The organism is Sulfitobacter sp. CW3, from assembly GCF_019392245.1.
Lineage (GTDB): Bacteria > Pseudomonadota > Alphaproteobacteria > Rhodobacterales > Rhodobacteraceae > Sulfitobacter.
In genome coordinates, this window is sequence record NZ_JAHXRL010000002.1 from 645,085 (window position 1) to 667,505 (window position 22,421).

The following is a 22,421-nucleotide window of genomic DNA, read 5'->3' on the forward strand; positions in this document are numbered from 1 at the left end:
TATCGCCTCACACCGAATTCAAAAGGGTATCGATCATGTCGCTCAAACTGCTGAGAACCTGCGAATTCGCCCCATAGGCTTGCTCGATCTCCAGCAGTTTTTGCAACTCGGTATCGATGTTGACGCCCTCGACATTGCTGCGCCCGTCTTCGTATGACACCAGCCGGATGCTGGCAGTCTCCGCACGGGCATCCGCGCTGACGCGGATATTGTGCTGATGGCCAACCAGTTCAGCCGCATAGTCGCCCAAACGCATGCTGGTGCCCAATCCTGCGGCGGAATCCATGGCTTGAACGTCATCAAAGATGCCGATCAGGGCGTTAATCTGGTCGGTGGCACCCGGATCTCCGGCTGTGACGGCACCAACACCGTCACGCAGCCGCCACAGCGCACCACCCTTTTCGGGCTGCACACTGTCGTTAACCGCCAAACGACCCGCAAGCCCATCAATATTCGCGGGATCAAAGGCCGCACCGCTATCGGTAAACAACCCCGGATCGCCCACCGCGATAGAGGTATCCGCCGCCTCAAAGCTTTGGACCAAGCCCCGCGCCAGTTCATCCAACTGAAGGTTCATTTGTGGAATGACTGAGGAAAGCATATCGCTAAGCCCCGCGAGCCGCCCCGACGAAAACCCGCGCCCGCCTGTTTGACCCGGCGTGATGTTGATCCCGTCGGCATATAGCGCGCCGGTCTGTCCGTTGGCGGTCAGTTTGGCCGCATCATTCCCGTTCACCAGTTCGGTGCCGCCTGCCGTGTGCAAGGTCAGGGTGCCGTCAACCTCCCAACGGGTTTGAAAATCCATCTGTTCGCCCAAGGCGTCCAGCCGACGGGTCATTTCATCCATCAAGCCGCCAGCGCCTGACGTGCCCGAATTTGCCCCGCGCAATTGTTGGTTCAACGCGGCGATCCCTGAAAGGGCATCGTTCACCTGTGCCACGCTGGTTTCAAAGCTGTCCGCTGCCTGTGCCCGGCTGCGGTCAAGCGCGCTGGCCGCGCTATTCAAACTGTTCACAAGGCTATTGGCGCGTTGTAGCAGATCATTTTGAACTGATGCATCGGACGGGTTATTGGCCAAAAGGTCCAACCCAACTTGAAACTCAGCCATACGCGCGGCGGGCGATACCTCGTCTCCGGGTTGGCCCAGCGTCAATAAGTAACCGCCCAGTATCTCTCCGGTGACGTTGGCGCTACCTAGTTCAGCACCGGCACCCCGCGTCATACCCGCAAGCCGTTCGTCGATCTGCCGCACCATGCGTAGCTCTACCGCGGTGCCTTGCCCGCCACCCGAGCTGACCTGTACGCCCTCGCGACGGGCATAGCCCGCCGTCTGCGCATTCGCGATATTGCCCGCAACCAAATTGGCCCGCCCTTCGGTGGATTGCAGACCGCTGCGAGCGATATTGTAGGCGGACGAAATGCTCATTCAGTTTTCCGGATTAGCGCTTGATACGAAGGGTTTCGTCCAACATCTCGTCGCTGGTTGTGATGATCTTAGCGTTCGAGGCATACGCCCGCTGGGTCTGGATCAAATCCGTAAGTTCTTGAGCGATATCAACGTTGGAGCCCTCCAACGCGCCGCTCACTACGCCGCCCATACCATTGGTCAGCGCCGAGTTCAGACTGATGACGCCGGAATCGCGGGTGGACACATAGGCGTTGCCATCAACCGAGCGCAACTGATCAGGATTGGTCACATTCGCCAATGGGATTTCGAACAAGGCACGGCGTTGGCCATTGCTGAACACACCATAAAGAACACCAGTATCGCTCATTTCAGCGCGGCTCAAGCTGCCTGTTTCTACGCCATCATCGGTAAAGGTTGGTGGCGTATAGTCACCGGCGAATTGCGTCACGCCCTCAAAGGTGCCGGGCGCACCAAGCGCGATATCCAGCACCTGCGGCGTGGTTCCGTTGTTTATCGTCAGACTGATCACACCGGTTGCGGGGTCAATCGGCAGACCGCCCGAAACATAGCTGGCCGGGCTGCCGGCGTCAGGGCCACTGTCATTAAACGTAACGGTGGCAGAACCATAGTTCGTACCGGCGTCATCTGTAATGCTGACCGTCCATTCGCTGCCTGTCGCACTCGGTTGCCACGACAGGTTCAGTTCCTCTGCGCCACCCAGCTGGTTCACATAGCGCACAATTGACGCGAAAGGATCACCCGGGGTGGCAAGCCCGGTTTCCTGTGCAGGAACGTTACCAGACATGTTGATCTGCGAACTGGGCGACCCGTCGACCTGATAAGATGAAACATTAACCGTACGCAGATCGGCGTAATCGCCACCAGCCACGGCACCGGTCGACCCCGAAGCGTCAACCGGAAAGCCACCTAGGAAATATCCCGCCGAATTGCGCAAATTCCCGTCTTGATCCGGCGTAAAGGAACCCGCGCGGGTCAGGTAATAGTTTGATTCAACTGGATCGTTAGGGGTGCGCGATACGACAAAAAAGCCGTCGCCCTCGACCGCGAGGTCAGCCGAACGTCCGGTATTTTGCAGGTTCCCGTTTGTGCTGATGCTGGCGCGCACCTCGGTAAGCACACCGGCCTGCGAACTGCCTGTATTCTGCGTCACAAAATCCGCGAACGTACGGCGATAGCCGACCGTGCTGGCGTTTGCGATATTGCTCGAAATATTCTCGACCCGAGAGGAGTTGGCCTGCAACCCACTAACCCCGATTTGAAGCGCGCTGGTAATGCTCATGAACTGCTCCTGCTTTCGCTTTGATTTATTCTTGATTTTCACATGATTAATGCAAATTTATAAATATAAATCAAGAATAAACTTGATAGGTTACATAAGATATTATTTGTACATGGTATCGCTGACTTCGTTTACTGCGTCCAGAACACGGTTGGCGCTATCCACGCTTGAACGGATCGTGTCGGTGTTCAGGTCAGTGGGCGGCGGTCCCTGAGTCTCAAGCCGCATTGCGATTTCGGTCCATCCGGGCAAATCCGTCAGGGATGGAAATGCAGTCATAGCCCTGCTGACAGTCACCCCGTCGCCAAGCTCGTACGCCGCAAGCGTCAGACGGGTGGCATCGGAAAAGCTGAACTGCGCCGGATAGGCGTCCCACAGCTCAAGCAATGCCTGACGTGCGGCGGCCCACTTACGGGTCTCGTACAATGCGACTGCCCTGCTGCGCCGCGAGTCTATGTCGAGCGCGCGACCACGCCAATCGGCCAACTCATCCGACCTGCCTGCCTGACTTAATGCCTGAATAAGCAGGCGTTCCGTTTCGACATCGTCGCCCTGCCCTGGCGCAAGACCCCCAAGCAAATCAACAGCCGCATCCGCCTGCCCACCAGCAAGCAGCGCACCGGCCTCGTCGCGGAACAGGTGTGTGATCAATTCGGGATCAGGCGTAAACAGCTCCAACTCTTCGGCAGCTTCGGCAATCGTGCGCAGGTTTCGAAACTCTCGCGCGGCAAGGGCTGTCATGCCGGAACTCAGAAGTGTCTGCGGCAGTGCCACGGCGCTTTCGACAAAGCCACTATCGTAGCGCCAGCCCGCCATAATGGCCGCATGCCCACTGATAAACTCTGCCAGATTAAGATCGCCAGCGGCTCCCGCCTGATAGTAACTTTCGATTGCCTCTCTGGCACGCTCGCGCACTGCCTCGGCCTCTTTGGGCGATTCCGCTTCGGTCAGCAACTGGCCCAATGCCCATAATGCTGTCTGATAATCACCAAGCTCCAAGGTGTAATCCGCCAAAAGCGCCACCCCTTCTTTGGCAAATACGTCTCCGCTCCATGCCCATCTGGCCGTCTTCAAAAGCGCGACAGCATCCTCAAGGGGCAATGTGTCGGTGCGCCGCCCCATCTGCACAATCGCCAGCCGCGCCCGATGCGCATAAGCATCGCGGCCCCCTGCTGCATGAGCATACCCGTCATAAGCCATCAGCAAATCACCCGAAATCTCGGACGTACGTGCCAGCAGAAACCGGTACGCAGCGGCATCGCGCAGCTCGGCGTGATCGGGGAAACGCGCGGCCAGCGCTTCGGCTACCTCCCAGTTCTCTGCTGCAATCGCTGCCTCAAACAGATCGGGCAGGATCGCCGCCGTCATGGCGGGTGAAAGCGCGGACAACGCCTCGATGGTGACGGGAAGCAGCCTCGCGGCTTCGTCGTTCTCGCCCAGCCGGGCAAAGGCTGCGGTGCGCAACGCTTGTCCTTGGGTCCAGCCGACGGAACGCGATACCGCCTGCCCCAACGCCGCCCGCTCTGACAACAAATCAAGCGCGAGCTGCAAGGTGCGGTGCCGCCGTTGCGCTTCTGGCGACGCGGTTTTAACATCGACCGCCGCCAGATAGTCCTCAGCTTCGAACCGCATCATCTTGGCCAGGTGAAGCTCTGCGAGATCAAGATACACGCGCGTGTGCGCTTCGGTAGATGGTGCTGCGTCCTCGTGCAGGGCTGGCGTGACCATCTCTAGCAGAAGGGATCGCCGCGCCTCCAAAAGGTCGCGCTGCCCAAAATCCACGAGTTTCAAAGGCGCAAAGACATCCTCCTCTTGGCCCCACACCGGCGGTGCCAACAGCAAGAAAAAAGCAAGAACAATGTTAATTTTGTGCATCATTTATATGAATAGATGCAATTTATTCTTGTAAAGGTCCATTCTTTATTTCACACTGTCTCTTAATGTTGCCACATTTCGCTCGCTAACCTTGAGGTCACTGATGACAGAAACCAGCCATATCGGTATGTCCCTAGCCGCATCCTTGCAGCGGCAGCTAGACATGACGGCGAACAATATCGCCAATGCCAGTACCGCTGGGTTCAAGGGCGAACATGTTGTGTTCGAAAGCCTTCTGCAAAAAGATGCGGGCGCAGGCCAGGACCCGGCAGCATTCGTCAGCGATACAGGATCCTATATCGACACCCGGCCCGGTGCCTTGACGCAGACAGGCAATCCGCTGGATGTGGCCTTGCACGGCGATGGCTGGTTTAGCTACCAAACAGCCGAAGGTCAGGAAGCCTTTGGTCGGGACGGCAGCTTTACACTTGATCCCGAAGGCAATCTGACCCTGCTTTCCGGCGCAAAGGTGCTCGACGAAGGGGGGGCACCGATCATATTGCCAACCCAAGGTATCGGCGCACTGACCATTTCCGAAGACGGTACAATATCGGGCGTTGGTACCGGGCCATTGGCGCGTATCGGCGTTTTCGACATCCCCGAGATCCAAAGCTACAAACGGGCCGGATTTGGCATGCTGACAGCGCCCGAAGGTGTCGAAGCACCGAAACCGGCCGCATCTACACAGGTTATGCAAGGCACCTTGGAAATGAGCAACGTCAACCCGGTTCGGGAAATGACGCGACTGATCGACGTGCAGCGCGCTTACGAGCGCACCAACGCCCTGATGGGCAATTCAGACACCCTGCGCCGCGACGCGCTAAAGCGGATCGGGCAAAGCGTCTGACCCCCCTAACGGAAGGAGTGAAACGATGAAGGCACTTAGCATCGCCGCAACCGGCATGATGGCTCAACAGACCAATGTGGATGTCATTTCCAACAACATCGCGAACGCCAATACCACGGGCTTCAAATCAAGCCGCGCGGCCTTTCAGGATCTGATCTATCAATCCATGCAACGCGAAGGTGCGTTGACGTCCGAAACCGGGTCGGCCCGCCCTGTCGGCATTGACATCGGGTTGGGGGTGCAAACTGCCGGCACAGTGCGGCTGAACACCCAAGGCGGCATGGTATCTACTGAAAACTCGCTAAATGTCGCCATCGACGGACGCGGCTATTTCTCGGTTCTGATGCCGGATGGCAGCCAGGCTTACACGCGTGATGGTTCTTTCCAGCTGTCCGCCGAGGGCGAGATCGTAACGATGCAGGGCTATCAGCTTGATCCCGGCATTGTCGTGCCCGAAAATACAACATCGGTCGATATCAACGAACAAGGTATCGTCATGGCCTATGTCGAGAATGACCCCGTACCGGTGGAATTGGGCCAGCTGACCTTTGCGACCTTTATCAACGAACCCGGCATGCGTCCGGTCGGCAACAACTTCTTGCTGGCCACTGAAGCATCGGGCGAAGCGCAGACAGTGAACCCCGGTGATCCCGGCACCGGACTGATCCGGCAGGGCTATCTCGAAGCGTCCAACGTCAACGTGATTCAGCAGATCACCGATCTGATCTCGGCGCAGCGCGCCTATGAGATGAATTCAAAGTCCATCGAAACAGCTGATCAGATGCTGTCCTCGGCGAACCAAATCCGCTAATGCGATACCTCGCTGCGATCCTTATGGCGCTGGTGATGTTGGCAGGCCCGGCCCTGTCGGCACCAATCAACGTGCTGATCGAGGAACGCGCGCGCGCCGATTATGGCAGCGACCTGCCAGACGCGGGCGAATTCGACATCACTGTTAAGGATACGCTGCTGGGTGACGTCGTAACGCTGGCGGAATTCTGGATGGATGTGCGCACCGGCAAGTTTTTGGCAAATGCGGTGCTCAGCAACGGCGACATCCAACGGATCGCTGGGCTGGCACAGATCACCGTGCCCGTGCCTGTGCCGAACCGCCGGTTGTTGCCCGATGAGATCGTGAGCGAAGCCGATCTGGCCATGGTACGGCTTCCTATGGGGCGGATCGGCAGCTATGTCGTCACAGACGCGACCGAGGTCGTTGGCAAACAGGTGCGCCGCATCCTGTCGCCGGGGCGTCCGATCCAGGCCCAATCCATCATTCAACCCCTGATCATCGGCCGCGGTGACCGTGTCGAAATCCATTTCAGTGACGGGATTTTGGCGCTGTCATCCCCCGGACGCGCGCTCAGCGATGCGCACCGCGGTCAAGAAATTCGTATCGTAAACCTTATTAGCAACAAAACGGTCACTGCTGTCGCCACCGGCGATGGCACCGTGGAGATCAAACGATGACTTCCCTACGCAGCCATACAACTGCTCTTTTCATTGGCTCGGCTCTGGTCCTGACGGGCTGCAATGCCTCCAAGCATTTTGACCGTGAACCCAGAACCTCGGATCTTGTGGTGGATGGTGACACCATTCCCGAGGTCGCACGCGTGCAAGTACCAATGCCCGCCGTCACAATGGCGGCCCCGCGCACAGGCAGTGCCAGGGCTTCGCTTTTCTCGAACATGCGCGAACCGCTGTTTGCAGATCAGCGGGCGGACGATGTGGGCGATATCGTTACCGTCATCATTTCGATCGACGACAGCGCCCAACTGAGCAATTCAACCGACCGCCAACGTGACGGCGGCAGCACGATCGGTTTTCCGACATTCTTCGGCTATGGGGCAAAGATCGCCTCAATTCTGCCCGGAATCAGCCGGGACGATTTGCCGACTGGCGACATTGTCGACATCAATTCGCAAACTCAGGCCAGCGGTTCGGGCGCGATCAATCGTAACGAACAGGTCGACCTGAAAGTCGCGGCGCTGGTGATCGAGAAATTGCCCAACGGCACGCTGGTTGTTGCTGGACGTCAAGAAATTAAGGTGAATCACGAGCTGAGAGAGCTGCGTATGGCTGGCATCGTTCGTCCGGCAGACATCCGGAATGACAATACGATCTCGTATGAAAAGATCGCCGAGGCCCGTGTCGCCTATGGTGGACGGGGCACTATTTCGCGTACTCAACAGCGCAGTTATGGCGAAGATGCCTTGGATGTTATCCTTCCGTATTAACCATAACTAAGTCACAAAGTTAGACGAAAACTGTCTCAATCGACCGGTATCAATTGCTTAAGCATTTGTGGAAAGGTCGATCATGAACAAACTTGCAATCGCTATTATTGCGCTGCCTTTGGCCTGTTTGGGTGGCGGCTATGCAACCGGAATGGTGTTGGCTCCGCCCGCCTCCGAAAGCCACGCCGCTGCCGACAGTATAACAGACACGGGTCACCGCGCGGCGGAAGACACACAGGACGTCGAAGAAGAAGTGAGCATCGGGCATGTGCTGGCAGAAGACCGGACGATCATTCGCCTAGGGCAAATGACAATCCCGGTCGAAAAGGCCAATAGCGTTTCCTATGTCGTGGCCGACTTTGCGTTGAAGCTGGAAAACCTCGAATTTGCAGAGCGCTACAAACGTGTGGAAGATGCCACGCGGCTTCGCGATTCCCTTTTGACGGCAATGAACTTGGCTGCCGAAGGCGCGGTATTGCGCGGTGTGGCGATCGACAGTGACGCGCTGTCAGCGTTGATCCGCGATCTGCTGAGCAAGGATTACGAGGGCGTCGAGGATGTCCTGTTTGTATCGCTGTTCAAGCAAGACATCGCCCGGCTCTGATCTGGTTTCGGATCAGAGAACCGACTGAACGACCTGTGACAGTACCGTTTCACCATTGCTTAACTGCAACTCAGGCCCCCGCACGGTAAAGTCCACACGTTCGACCTCGGCCTTGGTCAGGCTGGTAACGCCGACGGGATCGCCATTCTCGTCACTGGCTGTGATCTCCACCTGAAACGTATCGGGTGGCACTGGCAAACCCACCGCATCCAGACGATCCCACGCAACATCGATCAGCTCACCTTCAGTGGTCGAGGGACCGTTAAGCTCGCGAACCAAGTTTCCGTCGGAGTAAATCTTGATCTTCACCTCAGACGCACCGGCAGCCACCTGATAGCTCAGCGGGAATTCCGTCTCAGTCATGCGGACCTGGTCCGAGGGGACCAAAACATCGCGGCCAATCAGCTGAAGATCAGACATAGCCGCCACCGCAGACAGCATACTGCCGATTGATTCCAGATTGGCGTTGGTTGCGATGCTTTGTTCGACCTGCGTCAGCTGCGCCAACTGAGACACAAACTGCGTTGAATCCACCGGTTCCAGCGGGTCCTGGTTGGAAATCTGTGCCGTCAACAAGGTCAAAAAGCTGTTATAGCTTTCCTCGAGCTCGGTCGTAGCGGTCTTAGACGCAGAAGTGCTGCTTGTTGCGGCAAGGTTGCTCGTAGTGGTGGCGTCGATCATGATTTTTCCTTTAGGTTAGGATATCCAGCAATCCCGTACCAGTTGACGGACCCTGCACCTGCACGGGTTCATTGCTGTCGCCCTGCGCTTCGGCGTGATCGGGATAAAGACCGTTTTCAGGCTGTTGTTGGTCATTGCGACCCCGCTCGCCAAAGGTCTGGAAATCCAGATCCGAATTCTCGGCTGCGATACCGCGCGATTGCAGCGCGTCCAGCAACTGTTCGCGATCTTGACGCAGCACATTTAGGACCGATGCGGTTTCCGTAACCATCGAGATTTGCACCCGCCCGTTTTCAGAGCGCCCGATCTCGACTTCGATCTCGCCCATGCCGTAGGGCGAAAGCGAAAAGCGGAACTTTGAATCACCCGTTTCAACCGTGCGGATCTGCTGCGCGACGTGCTGGCGCAGTTGAACATCCGCGGCTGTTGAGGGGGCTGGCATTCTTTCGGCTGTCGGGGTGCTGCGGTGTATTTCGGGCGGCAGTTGAACGCTGCCCGTCGCCTGCGACAGGTCGCGCGCGCCATCGACGACGACGGTTCCCGTCTGACCAGGCACCGCAATCGTGGCGTCCTTCGCGACGACTTTGTCAGGGGAAGTCATTGCCAAGGGTGTTTCATGTACCTTGTTTTCATTAGAAAAATCACGCAGCGGCATGGTGGTAGCGGCGGCGTTCACCTTGTCAGCAGCGATCACGGCCTCGGTCTTTGGTGTTGCTGAACGATCGACCGCAGGCACCCCAGCCGCAGCGATGCTTAACTGACTGATTGGCGTCGCTGTTTGCACGGCATTGGCAATACGCTCGGTCAATGTTGCCTCAAGCGTGGTATCCGCAAACTGCGCGACCGCCGCCAGTTCGCCGATGGTCAGGGCAGGCTCCGCGCCCAATGCCTCTGCGAACTCTGCCAACACCTTGGTACTGGTCAGCTGTTCGCCGCCGTTTTCAAGCTCTGTAATGATGTGATCAAGCAACGCTACCAACCCTTCGGCAGTATCGAGGTCGATCCCTTCGGGCAGTGTCAATTCCGGCGCGGCCTCGGTCGGCAGCCCTGTCTGCGGGCCCGTTTGAAGCGATGCCTGCAACCCCTCGGGGGATTGCAGCGCAGTCGTCTGTTGCATCAGCAATTCAAACGCGGATGCCTTACCGGCATCGGGCGCAGCACCGGCTCCGGCGGTTTTTTGCGGGGTATTTGCGGGCAGTGCTTGGGGTATCATATTTGCCCTCCGTGTCTGTGATCGGCGAATGAGGTTTCGTTCAGGCGATCCCAACATTGCCATGTAGCGGGGGCTGCGCAATACGCCCAGGATCGCCACCGATCAGCATCTTTAATTTCAACGTCCATTGGTTAAGCGTCGGTCTGACATCAAAATCGTTCAGCGCAGCCAAGGAAGGCGTCGCCATGTTGCGCCGGATAAACTCGCGCCGCTGGACAGGTTGGTTCTTTGGGGTCAAACCAGAGGAAAAGAGGCCACCATCCTCGCAAGGTTGCGCCCAATATTTCGTTAGAACCGCATTCAGTCCCGCCTGAAACGCGGATGGCTCCAGCCCCAGTTGCACCAGTTCTTTTGCTGACGCGGCGCGATAATACGCCAAACCCAATGCATAAAGCAGGCCGTCCTCGTCGATCAGCGGGAACAGACCACGCCCGACAACACGCAACAGAATTTCACCAACAAGCCGACCAGCGGCCTGCGAAAGGTTCGGAAACGCGTTCTGGCTTCGGATAACAACGATCGACCCATAAGGCACATCGGCGTCCAACTCTTCGGCAAGGATATCACCAAGGCAAATACCGGGAAACGGCTCAACGTCTTCCGGCATCGCCGCAGGGTCAAACGACCACCCGTGCATTTCGAAAATAGACGTTTGAACCGGGACAAGCGCACGGATCCACGTTTTCAAAAGCTGATTATCTGCAGCATTGCCTGAGTAACAGGCACCTTTCCAGATGCCCCCAATAACAAATTTCTCGTACACCTCGGCCCCCACCTTGGTTATTTCGATCCAAAACACACCAAATTAGGCAGCGGTATGAGCCTTGATCGACAGTTCTCGCAAGAAGTGTAAAGCTTTCCGAATCATTCGCCTAGTGCGAAAAATTCACTTTTTGAAAATATTTAGCTTATCTTGTTACGACGAAACCATTAACACTCAATATCTATGTGTGTTGGATATGCTGTATATCACGCGCCATCATTCCGCCTGGTACAGTAACTTAATCGAAATGCGGCGGTTTTCCGGTGCAAATAGATCCATAGTATTGATCGGCTGGGTGTCTGCCACACCGGAAATGCGCATAAATCGTGCAGATGATATGCCCGCTTCCATCAACATTCTTCGCGTTGCATTGGCCCGATCCGCCGACAATTCCCAGTTAGAATAACCAGTCGCGGCATCATATGTGGCAGCGTCCGTATGTCCGACAATCTCGACCGGCTCTGACTGGGATGCGATAACCCCGCCAATCGCCTCCAGCAGCTTGCGGGTCTTCTCGCTAATCTCGGAACTGCCGGTTTCGAACAACGACCGTTCATCCTGATCCAGCACCTGAACCGTCAGCGCGCCGTCGGATTTTTCCAACCGAACGTTGCGCGCCAGATCGCGCAGACCCGCGTCAGAGGTGATGCGATCGGCGATCTCTTCGGCCATGCGATCAATCTCGCGGCGTCGCGTATCGGCTTCTTGGGCCGCCAAAACATCTGCGGGGTTAGATGGGTCCTCTGCTTTGGCGGGATCGGGTGTCTTCGACGGCTCCGGCTCGTCCGCATATTCGACGATAACCTCGGCAGGCCGGTCGCGCAGGCGGCTGTCGAACACCATCATCGGATTATCACGCCCGAAACTGGGCGCTTTTATGCTGCCGGTATTTTCAACGCCGCCGGTCATCACACCTGGTGCCGTCAGTGGCCGCAAATCCGCAGCCGCATCCGATGCGGCACCACCATCAGACAGGGTGGGCGTGAAATAATTCGCCAACCCCCGCAGTTTTTCTTCGTCCGAAGCGGCAAGAATCCACAACAGCAAAAAGAAAGCCATCATGGCGGTCATGAAGTCGGCATAAGCCACCTTCCAACCGCCACCATGGTGGGCGTGACCGCCCGCCTCGTCATAGCGCTTGATGATGACGGTCTCGTTTTTCTTATTGCTCACAAGGATATCTCCGGACGCGTCATGGACAGTCAGACCACCGGATTAAGAGATCTCTGCGCTTTTGCCGAACTTGTCCCGGGTGTACTTTCCCAACCCGGAACTCTTGGCGTATTCAGCCTTTCGCTTGCTATAGCTTGGCGCAACCAGCGGCGTATCGGCAGACAGATCAAACATGACGCGGTATTCTTCTTCGGTCAGGCCGTGCTCTGCTCCAAGGTGACGTTTGAGCATCTTAAAGCCCTTACCGCAGCACAGACAAAAGATCGTGTCTTGGGTCATTTTCTGCTCGGCAGGCGTGGCCGGAATTGCTTTGGATTTTGGCGCGCTACGTGTACCGGCTTCGGGCGTAATTGCCATCAACCGCTCAACAAGTGTCAGAATATCGTCAATAGAAACATCGGAACGACTTGCAAATCCCGCTGCGATAGACGCAATCGCGGTATCGCTTAGGTTATTTTTTGTAATCAGGGTAGGCATGAGGAAACTTTCCTTGGATGAGTTAGTTTTGCCTTCTGCAAGTTCAATAAAAGCTCAAATTCGAGCTCTGCTTTATATGTCACAAAGATAAATACGACTTTGCGATCTATTCTTAACATGATTCGGACTGTTTTTGTAACAATAACAAGCTACGACAAGCATATTTTTGCTCAAACTGTCGGATCGCGTTATGGCTGCGACTGGGGTATCGCTCCGTAAATTGCTGTTTTTGGGAGCTTAGTTGCGACTTCTGTCGCAGTCGTCTGCGCGATAATTGTGCTGAAAAAGCCGGTTGCACCCAGCCCCGCAATCGCGATGAGCGGTATGTAAAAGTTTCTGAACGGCTGTTTGCGCCCGTTTGACGTGGGCAAAACCTGGGTAACATCACCCTCGGCCATCATCGTATCAGCGGCGTCTGACGCACGAACGGGTGCGCCAAATTCAACAAACACACCCCGGGGCATCACCGCGACCTGCACTTTGCGGTGCACGCAATTGTCCGAGAAACCGGCAGGAAATAATTCGGCAGGGATGTCGATGACGATCTGGTCTTCGGGGTGCCAGTGCCCAGGCAAAATGTTGCGCGGGATATATACAGACGAGAAATCATCGCGAAACGCGACCTCGCGGGCCAAGTTCGGCACCATCGGCAACGGCTGGTCAGAGTTGGCCGCGATGCGGATGCGGCCCCCAGTAAGCCACATCTCGAGACTTAGATAGAAACACTCTTCCGGTGCCGCCTCGTCGACAGAACCATAACCTTCGGGTGGCCCCGATTGCACTTTGCGTTTCTTGCGCGCGCTCTTTGAGGCCAACGGAAATATTTTGTCGGTAGTCACACGCAACACCTGATCGTCCTCGGCGCTCCGCCTCGGGCGCATGAGCGCATCGAAATCCAACCCCTCTTCGAGGGCGAAATCGTAGTTAATCAAATAGTCCGCCGCGATTTCCTTTAGGCTGTCGCTGTCCTGTATCGCCTTGAGCAATGCGTTCTCTTCGGAGAACAGCAAGCGGCGGCCAGGGTGGCCCGCGACCTCGGGACTAATCGCAAAGGAACCAAGCGGCCTGTCCAGAATTTCGGCGACACGTTCAAAGACAGCATCTTCCTCATCATCGTGGAAAACGACGAATTCGCACAATTCTGCCGAATCCATGCAAAGCAGCAGCCGCATCTCGGCAGGCCAGCCCGGCACAAGAAGGGACAGCTCTGCTGGATCAACGAAATAGGCAAACGCATCCACTTCGGAGGACGCTTGCGCATCCCCCAACGCACGGTTCTTGACTAAAAAATCACTATTCATTGAATAAATCCAAGTTCTTTTGGATATAATACTTGTAGAACCGCTACTACTCAAGGATAAACTAAGAATAGTTTTACTTGGAGGCGCGTACCTCAATGACACTCTTGCTTGGCCTTGTTATGGTCTTTGGGTTGGTTTTTGGCGGCTTTATGCTGTCAGGCGGCAACATGGACATCGTTCTTCACGCTCTTCCCTACGAAGGCATGATGATCGGCGGGGCCTCTCTGGGTGCCTTTGTCATTGCCAATTCATTCGCGGTGGTGAAATCGTCGTTGTCCGGGGTGATGCGGGTGTTCAAAGGGCCGCGCTGGAAGGCCGACGATTACAATAATCTATTAAGCCTGATGTTCGAATTGGCCCGGCTGTACCGGACCAAAGGCATCGTGGCGATGGACGAGCACATCGAAAGCCCTGAAAATAGCGCGATTTTTCAGCGGTATCCCAAGCTGATGAAGGATCACTTCCTGACTGACCTGATCGGCGACAGCTTTCGCATTATGTCGATGCAGTTTGATGACCGCTTTCAAATGGAAGACGTCATCAACCGGAAGATCAAAAAACACCACCACGAAACACTGGTGTCTGCCCGCGCAATTCAAAGCATGGCCGACGGTCTGCCTGCAATCGGCATCGTTGCCGCTGTGCTTGGCGTGATTAAAACCATGTCGTCTATCGACAAACCGCCGGAAATCCTTGGCGCGATGATCGGTGGGGCGCTTGTTGGTACATTCCTTGGGGTTTTCCTTGCCTATTGCATGGTTCAACCCATTGCGGGCCGCCTGGAACAAATCGAAGAAGAAGACGGCGCGATCTATACTGTGATCCGTGATATCATCGTGGCGATTGTCGCGGGCCACCCGCCCGGCGTCTGTATCGAACTGGGCCGCGGCAATATTCCCACAACCAAACAGCCCGGGTTTTCCAGCGTCGAGGCGTCGCAACGGGAACTGCCCGTCGTATGAGGGGCTGCGTTCTTTTGGCGGTGTTGGCGCTGGTCGCCATTTGGACTGTGCCAGACATTGGCCACGCTTCAGGGGCCACCAAAGCCGCGGAAGAAGAAGACACCACCGAGGTTATCACGACCGGGCCACCCCTGCCCGCGTCAATGCGGCATCATGGGGTGATCGGGCATGTTCCCCTTCCAGACGGAATGGACATCCTTGATGCAGATATCCTTGCCCGTATGCGTGACCGGTTGATCGTGTTTTCGCAGCACGTCGAAGAATGACGTCTCGGCGTACCGATGGGCTGGCGGTGCTGGCGCGGCTCAAACGCCACGAGACTGAAAATGTGGCACTAGAGATGGCAGAGGTGAACCGCGCCCTTGGCCTCATCGAAGCCGAACGGCAAGCGCTGATGGAGCAACTGAATGATCGCGGCGATCCCGACGCGGTAGAAGCCACGCGCGTCCTGTCTGATTTCATTCGCAATGTTTCAGCAACGATCCATCACAAGGAAACACAGGCGCGTCGCCTGCGGGAAAACAGCGCCGACATTCACAGGCAGTTGAACGATCTGTTCGCAGACGCAAAGCGCATCGACCTGATCAGAAATCGCCGCGCAGAGGCACGCAAACGCGCGTCCGACGACGCCGCAACCGCCGCACAAGACGAGGGTTTTCTGTCTATCTGGCTGCAAAACACCTCGGGGGTCTGACGCCACTAGGGCCGCGTGTGCCAAACTGCTTTGCCTCGGTTGGAAGAGTACCCTATCATCCAACCAAACCCACCAAGAAGGCTCAAAAATGCTGATCAGAGTTGGCGATGAGCGTACTGCAAATATCGATCTCGCGCTGGCCGGGCTGTTGTCGTCGGTTGCCGGGGCGCTGAACGCCGTAGGGTTCCTGATTGCGGGATCCTTTACCGCGAACATGACCGGCAATATCTCGGCCTTTGCAGATACCCTTGCGAATGGTGCAGTGTTTGTAGCGTTGTCATTTGCGGGGTTGGTCGTGGCCTTTATATGCGGGGCGGGCGTGGCTGCCCTTGCGATCCAAACCGGCGAACGCAGGAAAATACGTTCGATCTATGCTCTGGCGATTGCCGCCGAAGCCGTCATTCTTATGCTGCTCAGCGCGATGCTCGTACTGGCCCCCGTGGGCATGCATGAGACATTTCTGGTCGTGGTCTTAAGCTTTGTGATGGGGCTTCAGAATGGCGTTACCACCATGATATCGCGGGCACGGGTACGCACGACCCATGTGTCAGGCATGGCGACCGACATAGGGATCGAACTGGCCGCGTTGGTCGACGGGGATGCATCGCGGCAAGATGCGCTTCCCAAGCTTAGCCTTCACAGCTTGACCCTTGCCTGTTTTGCGATGGGGGGTGTCTGCGGCGCAGTATTGTTCGGGTTTGTCGGATATTGGATGTTTGCAATCGCCGCCGCGATACTCTTGCTCATCGCCGCACCCGAAGCGCTTCGTGCCCATCGCCCCTAGCTATCAACCTTGCAAGAACGGCAGGCATTATGCCGTTAATATTGCCCCCTGCGAGCCGGTTTGCAGCCTAAGAACACGGTCAGCCAGAACGTCAGCCTCTCGGCTATCATGTGTCACAAACAGCGTCGCGGGGCGGGTTTCGGCGATCAGTTCCTTTGTCAGGGTCAACATGATTTGAGCCGTCTCAGGGTCAAGCGAAACGAACGGTTCATCCATAATCAGCATTTCAGGCGCACCGACAAAGGCGCGGGCCAGCGACAGGCGGCGCTGCTGACCCAGTGAAAGCTGACCGGGAAATAATGCCCCCGCCCCGCCCAGACCCACACGTTCAAGCATATCCAGCGCACGTTTTTTGGACAGTTCGGGATGAATGATCCGCAGGTTTTCAAGGGTCGACCGCCATGGCAGCAACGTCGGTTCCTGGAAAACGACGGCCTGATTTTCGGGCCGGGTAACAGCACCCTCAAAATCCGTATCAATGCCCGAAATGATGCGCAGCAACGTTGATTTACCAACGCCAGACGGGCCCACAAGCGCAACTGTGTGGCTGGGGGAAACATCGAAACGGATCGCCCCTAGAACGGGCACCGCGCCAAAGCTTTTCGATTGAATATCAACCTTGATCATGCGCGCCGCCATCTGCTGACGTGCCGTTCAAGCCGTTGCAAGATCAGCCATTCGACCAGCAGCATCACACCGATGAAAGAAAGCGCGTAAACCAGCACCATCGCGACATCGAACAGTTGAAAATAAAGGTGGATCTGAAAACCCACACCGGATGAACGGCCCAGAAATTCAACCACAAGCACGATTTTCCAGATGACCGCCACGCCCGACCGTGCGGCAGCGGCAATAAACGGTGCAAGCTGCGGAAATAACACATGGCGCATGCGGGTCCGCCACGGCATCCGGTACACTTGGCCCAATGCATCAAGCGCCGGATCACATGCGCGCGCGCCCTCGCGCAACACCACGGCGACATTTGGCACCTTGTTCAGGGTGACGGCGATGATTGCGGCCGCTTCGGTCAGGCCGATCCACAGATAGCACAGCACGATCAGCACCAGCGCAGGCAAATTCAGAAAGATCACCAACCACGGGTCCAGCCAGGCATTCAACCGTGCAGAACGGCCCATCGCAAGGCCCAGCGACACGCCCAATATCATCGCAAGGCAAAACGCCCAAATCACGCGCGATAGGGTCGCGCCCAAATGTCGGATCAGTTCACCCGATGCCAATTCCTGCTGGAACGGCCCGAGCAACCCCCACGGCGGCGGCAGCACCTGCGCATCACCGGTAAGAAGGGCGGCCACACTCCAAAGAGCCAACAAACCTAAGATCGAAAAAAGCGGCGTCAGGCGCGTGTAAGGACTTTGCATCGTCGGTCAGTTTACGTCGGCGAACAGGCCAGCGGGCACCGACGTTGCCTTGCCCACCAGCTCAGCGCCGCCGAGGGTATTCATCAGCGTCAGCATTTTGTCGACAGCTGCCTGATTAACGGGTGCCCGTTCGGGAATGCCCGAAATCCAGTCGGACCTGAGCTGGTTAAATTCCGCATCAGAATTGGCCTTCATGATAGGGCGGATAGCATCCCACGCGGTATCAGAGCTGGCAAGCAGATCCTTGGCGTCACGGCTGGCATTGAAAAACGACTGAGCCAGCCCGGGATGCTGCGCCAGAAAACTGTCCTTCATATAGTATCCCAACAGCGGGGTGTTTGCATCCAGGCCAAGCGCGCTACCGGCCTCTTGAACGGAAATAAGCTCTCTCATCCCGGCGGCCTTGCTTTTGGCAAGGAAGTGCCAAAAGTTGATTGCACCGGCGTATTCGCCCCCCATCGCGGTCTTGAAGATCAGCGGGGGCGCGCCAAAAACCTGCTCTGTCTCTGCCTTAAGGTCGATGCCGTAAGCCTGCTGGGCATAGGCGCGCAGGATGAGCCATGATTTATCAAGTGGGCCGCCAGCGATGCCGATTTTACCGCCCACAAGATCCTTGAGCGATGTCGCGCTGCTGCTTTGGGGCACCACAATCCCGCCCACAGCTTTCGAATATGGGACAAAGACGTAATCCTTGCCAGCCGCCCGTTGCCGCGCGACCCAGACCCAATCAGCAACGGCCATATCCGCCACATTCCCCTCGACCGCGATGCGCGTGGCACCATTGTCGGCAAAGGGCTGCACCTCAAGAATAAAGCCGTGCTTGCGATCCAACCCGTTCGCAGAAATCGTTGCCAGCTCCCAATTCACCGTCCCGATCTTGAGGACGGCAGCGCGGATGGTTGGCAGGTCTTGCGCAAAGGCCGGCACTGACAGCATGCCCACAAGGGCGCATACAAAGTGGATCAGTCGCATGGGTTTATCCTTATCGATAGGTGGGCCTATTCTGCGCGGCGCGAAACCTCGTTCAGGTCCTTGTCCAACACGATATCGAACTGAAGACCGCCTTTGCAGATCACATCATCCAATTCATAACCGCCATCCTCGACCTCGATATCATCGGGGTCCATCTGGCACTCAATCGACGCAAGATACGCCTCGATCTTTTGGACGGTTTCGGCGTCAACCTCGTCACTGCCCAGCGCCGGACCCGCGACACAAATAGCGATCATCAAAACAAGTTTTTTCATCTTATCCTCCAAGATTGTTATTGAATGGAAATGGTCACGGATTGGCTGTCCCCGGTGCTGCCGGGAATGCGCAAAACATGGTTTCCGGGTTGAATGGCGATAAAGGACAGCTCGACCGTGCCTGCCTTGTCGAATTCGATACTGTCGATGGCCATCGGTCGAATTTCGATCTTGTTGATTACGATCTCGTTCATCCAGATCGCGCGGAAAAAGCTGGGGCCCTCAACGGCAAGCTCAGCGGACCCGTCTGCCGTGATCTCTAGCTTGTAATAGGCCCCGGATTGCAGTTGAACGTCTTGCCCTAACGGTTGCCCAGAGGCGAGCAACAGGTTGATCGTTTCGCCCCGATTGCATTTCGCCAAAAGCCCGGCAAACCCCATGTCATTGCAAAGCGGTGCCGATATCGCTGGCGCGGCCAATGCGGCAAAAACCGCAGCTATCATTGCTTTTTTCATCATCTGTTTCCCTTAATTTTGGCATCTGCATCCGTTTGTCAGGTCATTTCACGACGACAACACCCCAAGGCTGCTGACCCACTTGCACTGATTTGATCGCTTTTTCCTTGGCGACATCAATCACGGTAATATCGTTGGAATTGCCGTTGGTGGTCAGCAGATATTTTTCGTCCGGCGTAAACCCAAGTTGCCAGACACGTTGACCCACCAAAATATAATCCAGCACCTCAAGTGTTTTGGCATCAACCACAGCCACCCTGTTTGCAGGCCCCAAAGCCACAAACAAACGGGTGCCGTCAGACGTCACCCGCGCGCCAACGGGTTGCAGCCACTCGGCCTGAACGCCCGCAACTTCAAAGGTGATCTTGCCCTTAACCGTTGGTGTTCCATCCTCGGCGATATCCATCACCGTCACCGTGCCGCCGATTTCAGAGGTGACGAAAAGCAGTTTCCCGTCACCAGAATATTGCGCATAGCGAGGCCGCTGATCGACCAGCACATTATGTTTGATCTTGTAATCATCCGTCGAAATGAAATGCGCCATATTGGTGGTCTCGGATGTGTTGACCACAAATTTCCCATCCGGGCTTAGCCCCATGCCTTCGGGCTCTACCCCGACGGGAACTTCGGCGATCACGGTACGGGTGTCGGTGTCCGTCACCGTCACCAGATTGTCGTCCTCGTTCGCAATATACAGCCGCTTGCCGCTTTGCTCGAGCACGAACAATTCAGGGTCCGGGCCAGAGGGCAGGCTTGGCAGTTCTTCATAGGTTTTTGCATCAAACACCCGCACCAGACTGTCGTCAGAGGCACAGACGTAAATCTTGGTCCCATCAGGGCTGGCCGTGATCCCGCGCGGCCTGTTTCCCGCGAAAAATTCGTGGATGACCTCCCATGTCGCGGTATCCACGACGCTGATCGTGTTGCCGCGTTCATTAGATACAAACGCCTTGTCTGCCATCACAGGAAAGGCGGGCAGAAGGGCCAAAACCGTGGCTAGAAAATGGTGTCTCAATGCAAACTCCAATTAATTAAATGCGGTGCAGCCGGATTCAGGGCGGTCCAGACCCAACGTATCAAGCGGCGAGGTCTGGTGCAGGAACCCTTCTTGCGGGCTGACACTGACGGTAATGGACCCATCATACAAAAGGACCGGCTGACGCAATTGACCGTTCCAATCGCGAAAGGTCACTTTTTGTCCCTTGAATGCAGCCAGCTCGAACTCGTCCGAGATCGCGTAATCGCGTACGGTTTTCGGGTCAGCGCTTGAGGTGCGGGTTACCGCCTCTCCGATGATCCGCAGGGCCAGCCAGACATTGTAATCCTCGGCTTTGATATACCGTCCAGTCAGGCCCTCGAACCGGGTATGGAACTGCGTGGCACCCCATGCCTCGTGCGCACCGTGAAATGTCACAGGGACCAGCCCGCCAGACCCCAAAACCGGGCGCGGTGTCCACAAGTGATAGCTTAGGTAGCGTGCAAAATAATCTGTTTCATCGGCGGCAATCACAACGTCATGTTCTGCGGCACCTTGGGTAAAGGCCGGCAATTGCCGTTGCACCAATACATGGCCAGAATCCGTGCGCCGCGACCCGCCCGTATCCTCAAAGGAACGTTCTTCGGTGATCTTGGCCCCGAATTTGCGTGCGGCTTTGCGATAGGCATCTGCCAGCGCGATATCTTGTGGGTTTGATCCTGAAATCAGGAACCAGTTACGCCATTTTTTCCAGACGGCGAACTGCGCCACGGTATCTGCCATCATGCCATGCGACGGGGCAACATGCAGCAGGTTGGCGCGGCACCCCTCGCTGCGCAAATCATTGTCGGGGGTGGTCGCGTTGAACACCAGCGCCCCGTTTTGTGCGGCCCTGTCCGTGAGCCGCAGCAGGTCCTCTTTGCGCGCTGCGATCACGATCAGCCGGATACCGTCGGTCAGCATATCCTCTAATGCGCTGTCGGCCTCTGCCGGGGGCACGGCGCGCGTCGTTGTTTTATATGTATGTCCCAGAAAACTGCCCGTGGTGCCGTTGTCCTCATCCGCCAAAACAGCCCCGGCCAAACCGATATCCGACGGCCGCAAATCATAGCGGCTGATGGGCAGTAAACTGGGGTAGTCTATCCGCAGCACCGCCGCTTTTACCTCGACGGCGATTGCCGCTTCGGTCGATAGAAATAGGGCGACTGCTGCTGCGAACAGCGTGTGAAGTTTCAAAACAAAGACCTCCCTCCCCGACCTTAGGTGTTGGGTTCTTGCACTACGCACTGATTGCAGGGGCGCGTGAACCAATACTTTTGGCCGGGTTGTGACAATCAGCCTAACAGGGCCACGATAGAGCTCGACTCTTATTTTTTAAGAACGGTGTTATGCGGCTGGCTTTATGTTTTCATCCCCCTTTGGCGACGATGGTGGGCATACAGACGCGCGACATGCGCTATCGTCCGAAGAACAGCTTTTTTGTGGAGGAGAAGTAATGCAAAAGCGGAAATTCTTGATGATTTTGGCGGCGGCATCAATGCTGCCCGTCGTGGCACAGGCCCACGGCCCCACACGGCAAAAGGTCACCATAACCGCCGAGGTCGCCGCAGACCCCGCCACGGTCTGGGCCACTGTCGGGAATTTTCAGGACATGTCCTGGCATCCGGCGGTGCGATCGTCGGTCGGGGAAAACGGCAATGACGTTGATGCCACCCGCGTGCTGACGTTAGCCGCGACAGGCGACCCGACGATTTCGGAAGTCCTGTACAAATACAGCGCCGAAAAGATGAGCTATTCCTACCGGATCACCGATGTCTTGGTGGAGGTTCTGCCGGTCACGAATTATTCGTCGCACCTGACGGTCAAACCCCGCGATGGGGGCGGGTCGCTGATCGAATGGCGCGGCGCATTCTATCGCGGTTACCCCAATAACGATCCGCCCGAAAACCTGAGCGATGCGGCGGCGATTGCAGCTGTGACCGGCGTATATCAATCCGGTCTGGACGCACTGGTCGAGAAGTTCGGTGCGCCTGCCAGTTAGGTTG

General features: G+C 56.5%; 26 protein-coding genes. 10 read left to right on the forward strand and 16 right to left on the reverse strand.

All coding sequences use genetic code 11. The features are described 5' to 3' along the window. Positions 1-7 precede the first annotated feature (7 nt). From flgK to KZZ06_RS06590, 3 genes are all read right to left on the reverse strand, one after another. Entirely contained in the window at positions 8-1,426 is a 1,419-nt protein-coding gene (gene flgK / locus KZZ06_RS06580; protein WP_219579235.1) for a flagellar hook-associated protein FlgK, read from the reverse strand. Positions 1,427-1,439: 13 nt separating this feature from the next. After that, on the reverse strand, positions 1,440-2,708 hold the full coding sequence (locus KZZ06_RS06585) for a flagellar hook protein FlgE (RefSeq protein ID WP_219579236.1): 1,269 nt from the start codon (positions 2,706-2,708) through the stop codon (positions 1,440-1,442). 102 nt (positions 2,709-2,810) lie between these two features. Further along, positions 2,811-4,532, reverse strand: coding sequence for a hypothetical protein (locus tag KZZ06_RS06590; RefSeq protein ID WP_219579237.1), 1,722 nt, complete (start codon positions 4,530-4,532; stop codon positions 2,811-2,813). 154 nt (positions 4,533-4,686) lie between these two features. Here KZZ06_RS06590 and flgF point away from each other — a divergent pair, with 154 nt between their 5' ends. The 5 genes from flgF (at position 4,687) to KZZ06_RS06615 (ending at position 8,271) form a co-directional block, all read left to right on the forward strand. Further along, entirely contained in the window at positions 4,687-5,430 is a 744-nt protein-coding gene (gene flgF / locus KZZ06_RS06595; RefSeq protein WP_219579238.1) for a flagellar basal-body rod protein FlgF, read from the forward strand. A 25-nt stretch (positions 5,431-5,455) separates the two neighbouring features. Continuing rightward, positions 5,456-6,241, forward strand: coding sequence for a flagellar basal-body rod protein FlgG (gene flgG / locus KZZ06_RS06600; RefSeq protein ID WP_219579239.1), 786 nt, complete (start codon positions 5,456-5,458; stop codon positions 6,239-6,241). Next, entirely contained in the window at positions 6,241-6,900 is a 660-nt protein-coding gene (gene flgA / locus KZZ06_RS06605) for a flagellar basal body P-ring formation chaperone FlgA (protein ID WP_219579240.1), read from the forward strand. The genes flgG and flgA overlap by 1 nt, the downstream gene beginning before the upstream one ends. Continuing rightward, positions 6,897-7,667 (forward strand): flagellar basal body L-ring protein FlgH, encoded by a 771-nt coding sequence (locus tag KZZ06_RS06610; RefSeq protein WP_219579241.1) that lies wholly within the window; start codon positions 6,897-6,899, stop codon positions 7,665-7,667. The genes flgA and KZZ06_RS06610 overlap by 4 nt, the downstream gene beginning before the upstream one ends. A gap of 82 nt (positions 7,668-7,749) precedes the next feature. Beyond that, positions 7,750-8,271, forward strand: coding sequence for a hypothetical protein (locus tag KZZ06_RS06615; protein ID WP_219579242.1), 522 nt, complete (start codon positions 7,750-7,752; stop codon positions 8,269-8,271). 12 nt (positions 8,272-8,283) lie between these two features. On the opposite strand, the gene KZZ06_RS06620 is transcribed toward KZZ06_RS06615, so the two are convergent. The 6 genes from KZZ06_RS06620 to KZZ06_RS06645 form a co-directional block, all read right to left on the reverse strand. Then, positions 8,284-8,952 (reverse strand): flagellar hook assembly protein FlgD, encoded by a 669-nt coding sequence (locus tag KZZ06_RS06620; RefSeq protein WP_219579243.1) that lies wholly within the window; start codon positions 8,950-8,952, stop codon positions 8,284-8,286. Between the two features lie 10 nt (positions 8,953-8,962). Then, entirely contained in the window at positions 8,963-10,165 is a 1,203-nt protein-coding gene (locus KZZ06_RS06625; RefSeq protein WP_219579244.1) for a flagellar hook-length control protein FliK, read from the reverse strand. Positions 10,166-10,205: 40 nt separating this feature from the next. Continuing rightward, positions 10,206-10,928 carry a hypothetical protein gene (locus tag KZZ06_RS06630; RefSeq protein WP_219579245.1) on the reverse strand — a complete coding sequence of 241 codons (723 nt, stop codon included), beginning with the start codon at positions 10,926-10,928 and terminating at the stop codon, positions 10,206-10,208. 216 nt (positions 10,929-11,144) lie between these two features. Continuing rightward, on the reverse strand, positions 11,145-12,101 hold the full coding sequence (locus KZZ06_RS06635; RefSeq protein ID WP_219579246.1) for a flagellar motor protein MotB: 957 nt from the start codon (positions 12,099-12,101) through the stop codon (positions 11,145-11,147). 42 nt (positions 12,102-12,143) lie between these two features. After that, on the reverse strand, positions 12,144-12,578 hold the full coding sequence (locus KZZ06_RS06640) for a MucR family transcriptional regulator (protein ID WP_219579247.1): 435 nt from the start codon (positions 12,576-12,578) through the stop codon (positions 12,144-12,146). A 188-nt stretch (positions 12,579-12,766) separates the two neighbouring features. Then, complete coding sequence (locus KZZ06_RS06645) at positions 12,767-13,879, reverse strand: hypothetical protein (RefSeq protein ID WP_219579248.1); 1,113 nt, start codon at positions 13,877-13,879, stop codon at positions 12,767-12,769. A 95-nt stretch (positions 13,880-13,974) separates the two neighbouring features. Here KZZ06_RS06645 and motA point away from each other — a divergent pair, with 95 nt between their 5' ends. The 4 genes from motA to KZZ06_RS06665 all read left to right on the forward strand — a co-directional run bounded on the left by motA (position 13,975) and on the right by KZZ06_RS06665 (position 16,319). Beyond that, positions 13,975-14,841 (forward strand): flagellar motor stator protein MotA, encoded by an 867-nt coding sequence (motA, locus tag KZZ06_RS06650; RefSeq protein WP_219579249.1) that lies wholly within the window; start codon positions 13,975-13,977, stop codon positions 14,839-14,841. Continuing rightward, positions 14,838-15,107, forward strand: coding sequence for a hypothetical protein (locus KZZ06_RS06655; protein WP_219579250.1), 270 nt, complete (start codon positions 14,838-14,840; stop codon positions 15,105-15,107). The genes motA and KZZ06_RS06655 overlap by 4 nt, the downstream gene beginning before the upstream one ends. Then, a complete protein-coding gene (locus tag KZZ06_RS06660) occupies positions 15,104-15,535 on the forward strand; it encodes a hypothetical protein (protein ID WP_219579251.1) in 432 nt (143 codons plus the stop codon). The genes KZZ06_RS06655 and KZZ06_RS06660 overlap by 4 nt, the downstream gene beginning before the upstream one ends. 88 nt (positions 15,536-15,623) lie before the next feature. Beyond that, positions 15,624-16,319, forward strand: coding sequence for a YoaK family protein (locus KZZ06_RS06665; RefSeq protein WP_219579252.1), 696 nt, complete (start codon positions 15,624-15,626; stop codon positions 16,317-16,319). Between the two features lie 27 nt (positions 16,320-16,346). Here KZZ06_RS06665 and KZZ06_RS06670 read toward each other — a convergent pair whose 3' ends face one another. The 7 genes from KZZ06_RS06670 to KZZ06_RS06700 form a co-directional block, all read right to left on the reverse strand. Next, entirely contained in the window at positions 16,347-16,946 is a 600-nt protein-coding gene (locus KZZ06_RS06670) for an ABC transporter ATP-binding protein (RefSeq protein ID WP_219579253.1), read from the reverse strand. Continuing rightward, positions 16,943-17,698 (reverse strand): ABC transporter permease, encoded by a 756-nt coding sequence (locus tag KZZ06_RS06675; protein ID WP_219579254.1) that lies wholly within the window; start codon positions 17,696-17,698, stop codon positions 16,943-16,945. Before KZZ06_RS06675 ends, KZZ06_RS06670 begins: the two co-directional genes overlap by 4 nt. 6 nt (positions 17,699-17,704) lie before the next feature. Next, complete coding sequence (locus KZZ06_RS06680; protein WP_219579255.1) at positions 17,705-18,670, reverse strand: ABC transporter substrate-binding protein; 966 nt, start codon at positions 18,668-18,670, stop codon at positions 17,705-17,707. Positions 18,671-18,696: 26 nt separating this feature from the next. Beyond that, positions 18,697-18,945 carry a PepSY domain-containing protein gene (locus tag KZZ06_RS06685; RefSeq protein WP_219579256.1) on the reverse strand — a complete coding sequence of 83 codons (249 nt, stop codon included), beginning with the start codon at positions 18,943-18,945 and terminating at the stop codon, positions 18,697-18,699. A 17-nt stretch (positions 18,946-18,962) separates the two neighbouring features. After that, positions 18,963-19,400, reverse strand: a complete 438-nt coding sequence (locus tag KZZ06_RS06690; protein ID WP_219579295.1) for a hypothetical protein — start codon at positions 19,398-19,400, stop codon at positions 18,963-18,965. Between the two features lie 43 nt (positions 19,401-19,443). After that, positions 19,444-20,361 carry a PQQ-dependent catabolism-associated beta-propeller protein gene (locus tag KZZ06_RS06695; protein ID WP_219579296.1) on the reverse strand — a complete coding sequence of 306 codons (918 nt, stop codon included), beginning with the start codon at positions 20,359-20,361 and terminating at the stop codon, positions 19,444-19,446. A gap of 66 nt (positions 20,362-20,427) precedes the next feature. Continuing rightward, complete coding sequence (locus KZZ06_RS06700; protein ID WP_219579257.1) at positions 20,428-21,612, reverse strand: ABC transporter substrate-binding protein; 1,185 nt, start codon at positions 21,610-21,612, stop codon at positions 20,428-20,430. A 259-nt stretch (positions 21,613-21,871) separates the two neighbouring features. Between KZZ06_RS06700 and KZZ06_RS06705 the strand changes: the two genes are divergently transcribed. Next, positions 21,872-22,417 carry an SRPBCC family protein gene (locus tag KZZ06_RS06705; protein ID WP_219579258.1) on the forward strand — a complete coding sequence of 182 codons (546 nt, stop codon included), beginning with the start codon at positions 21,872-21,874 and terminating at the stop codon, positions 22,415-22,417. Positions 22,418-22,421 lie beyond the last annotated feature (4 nt).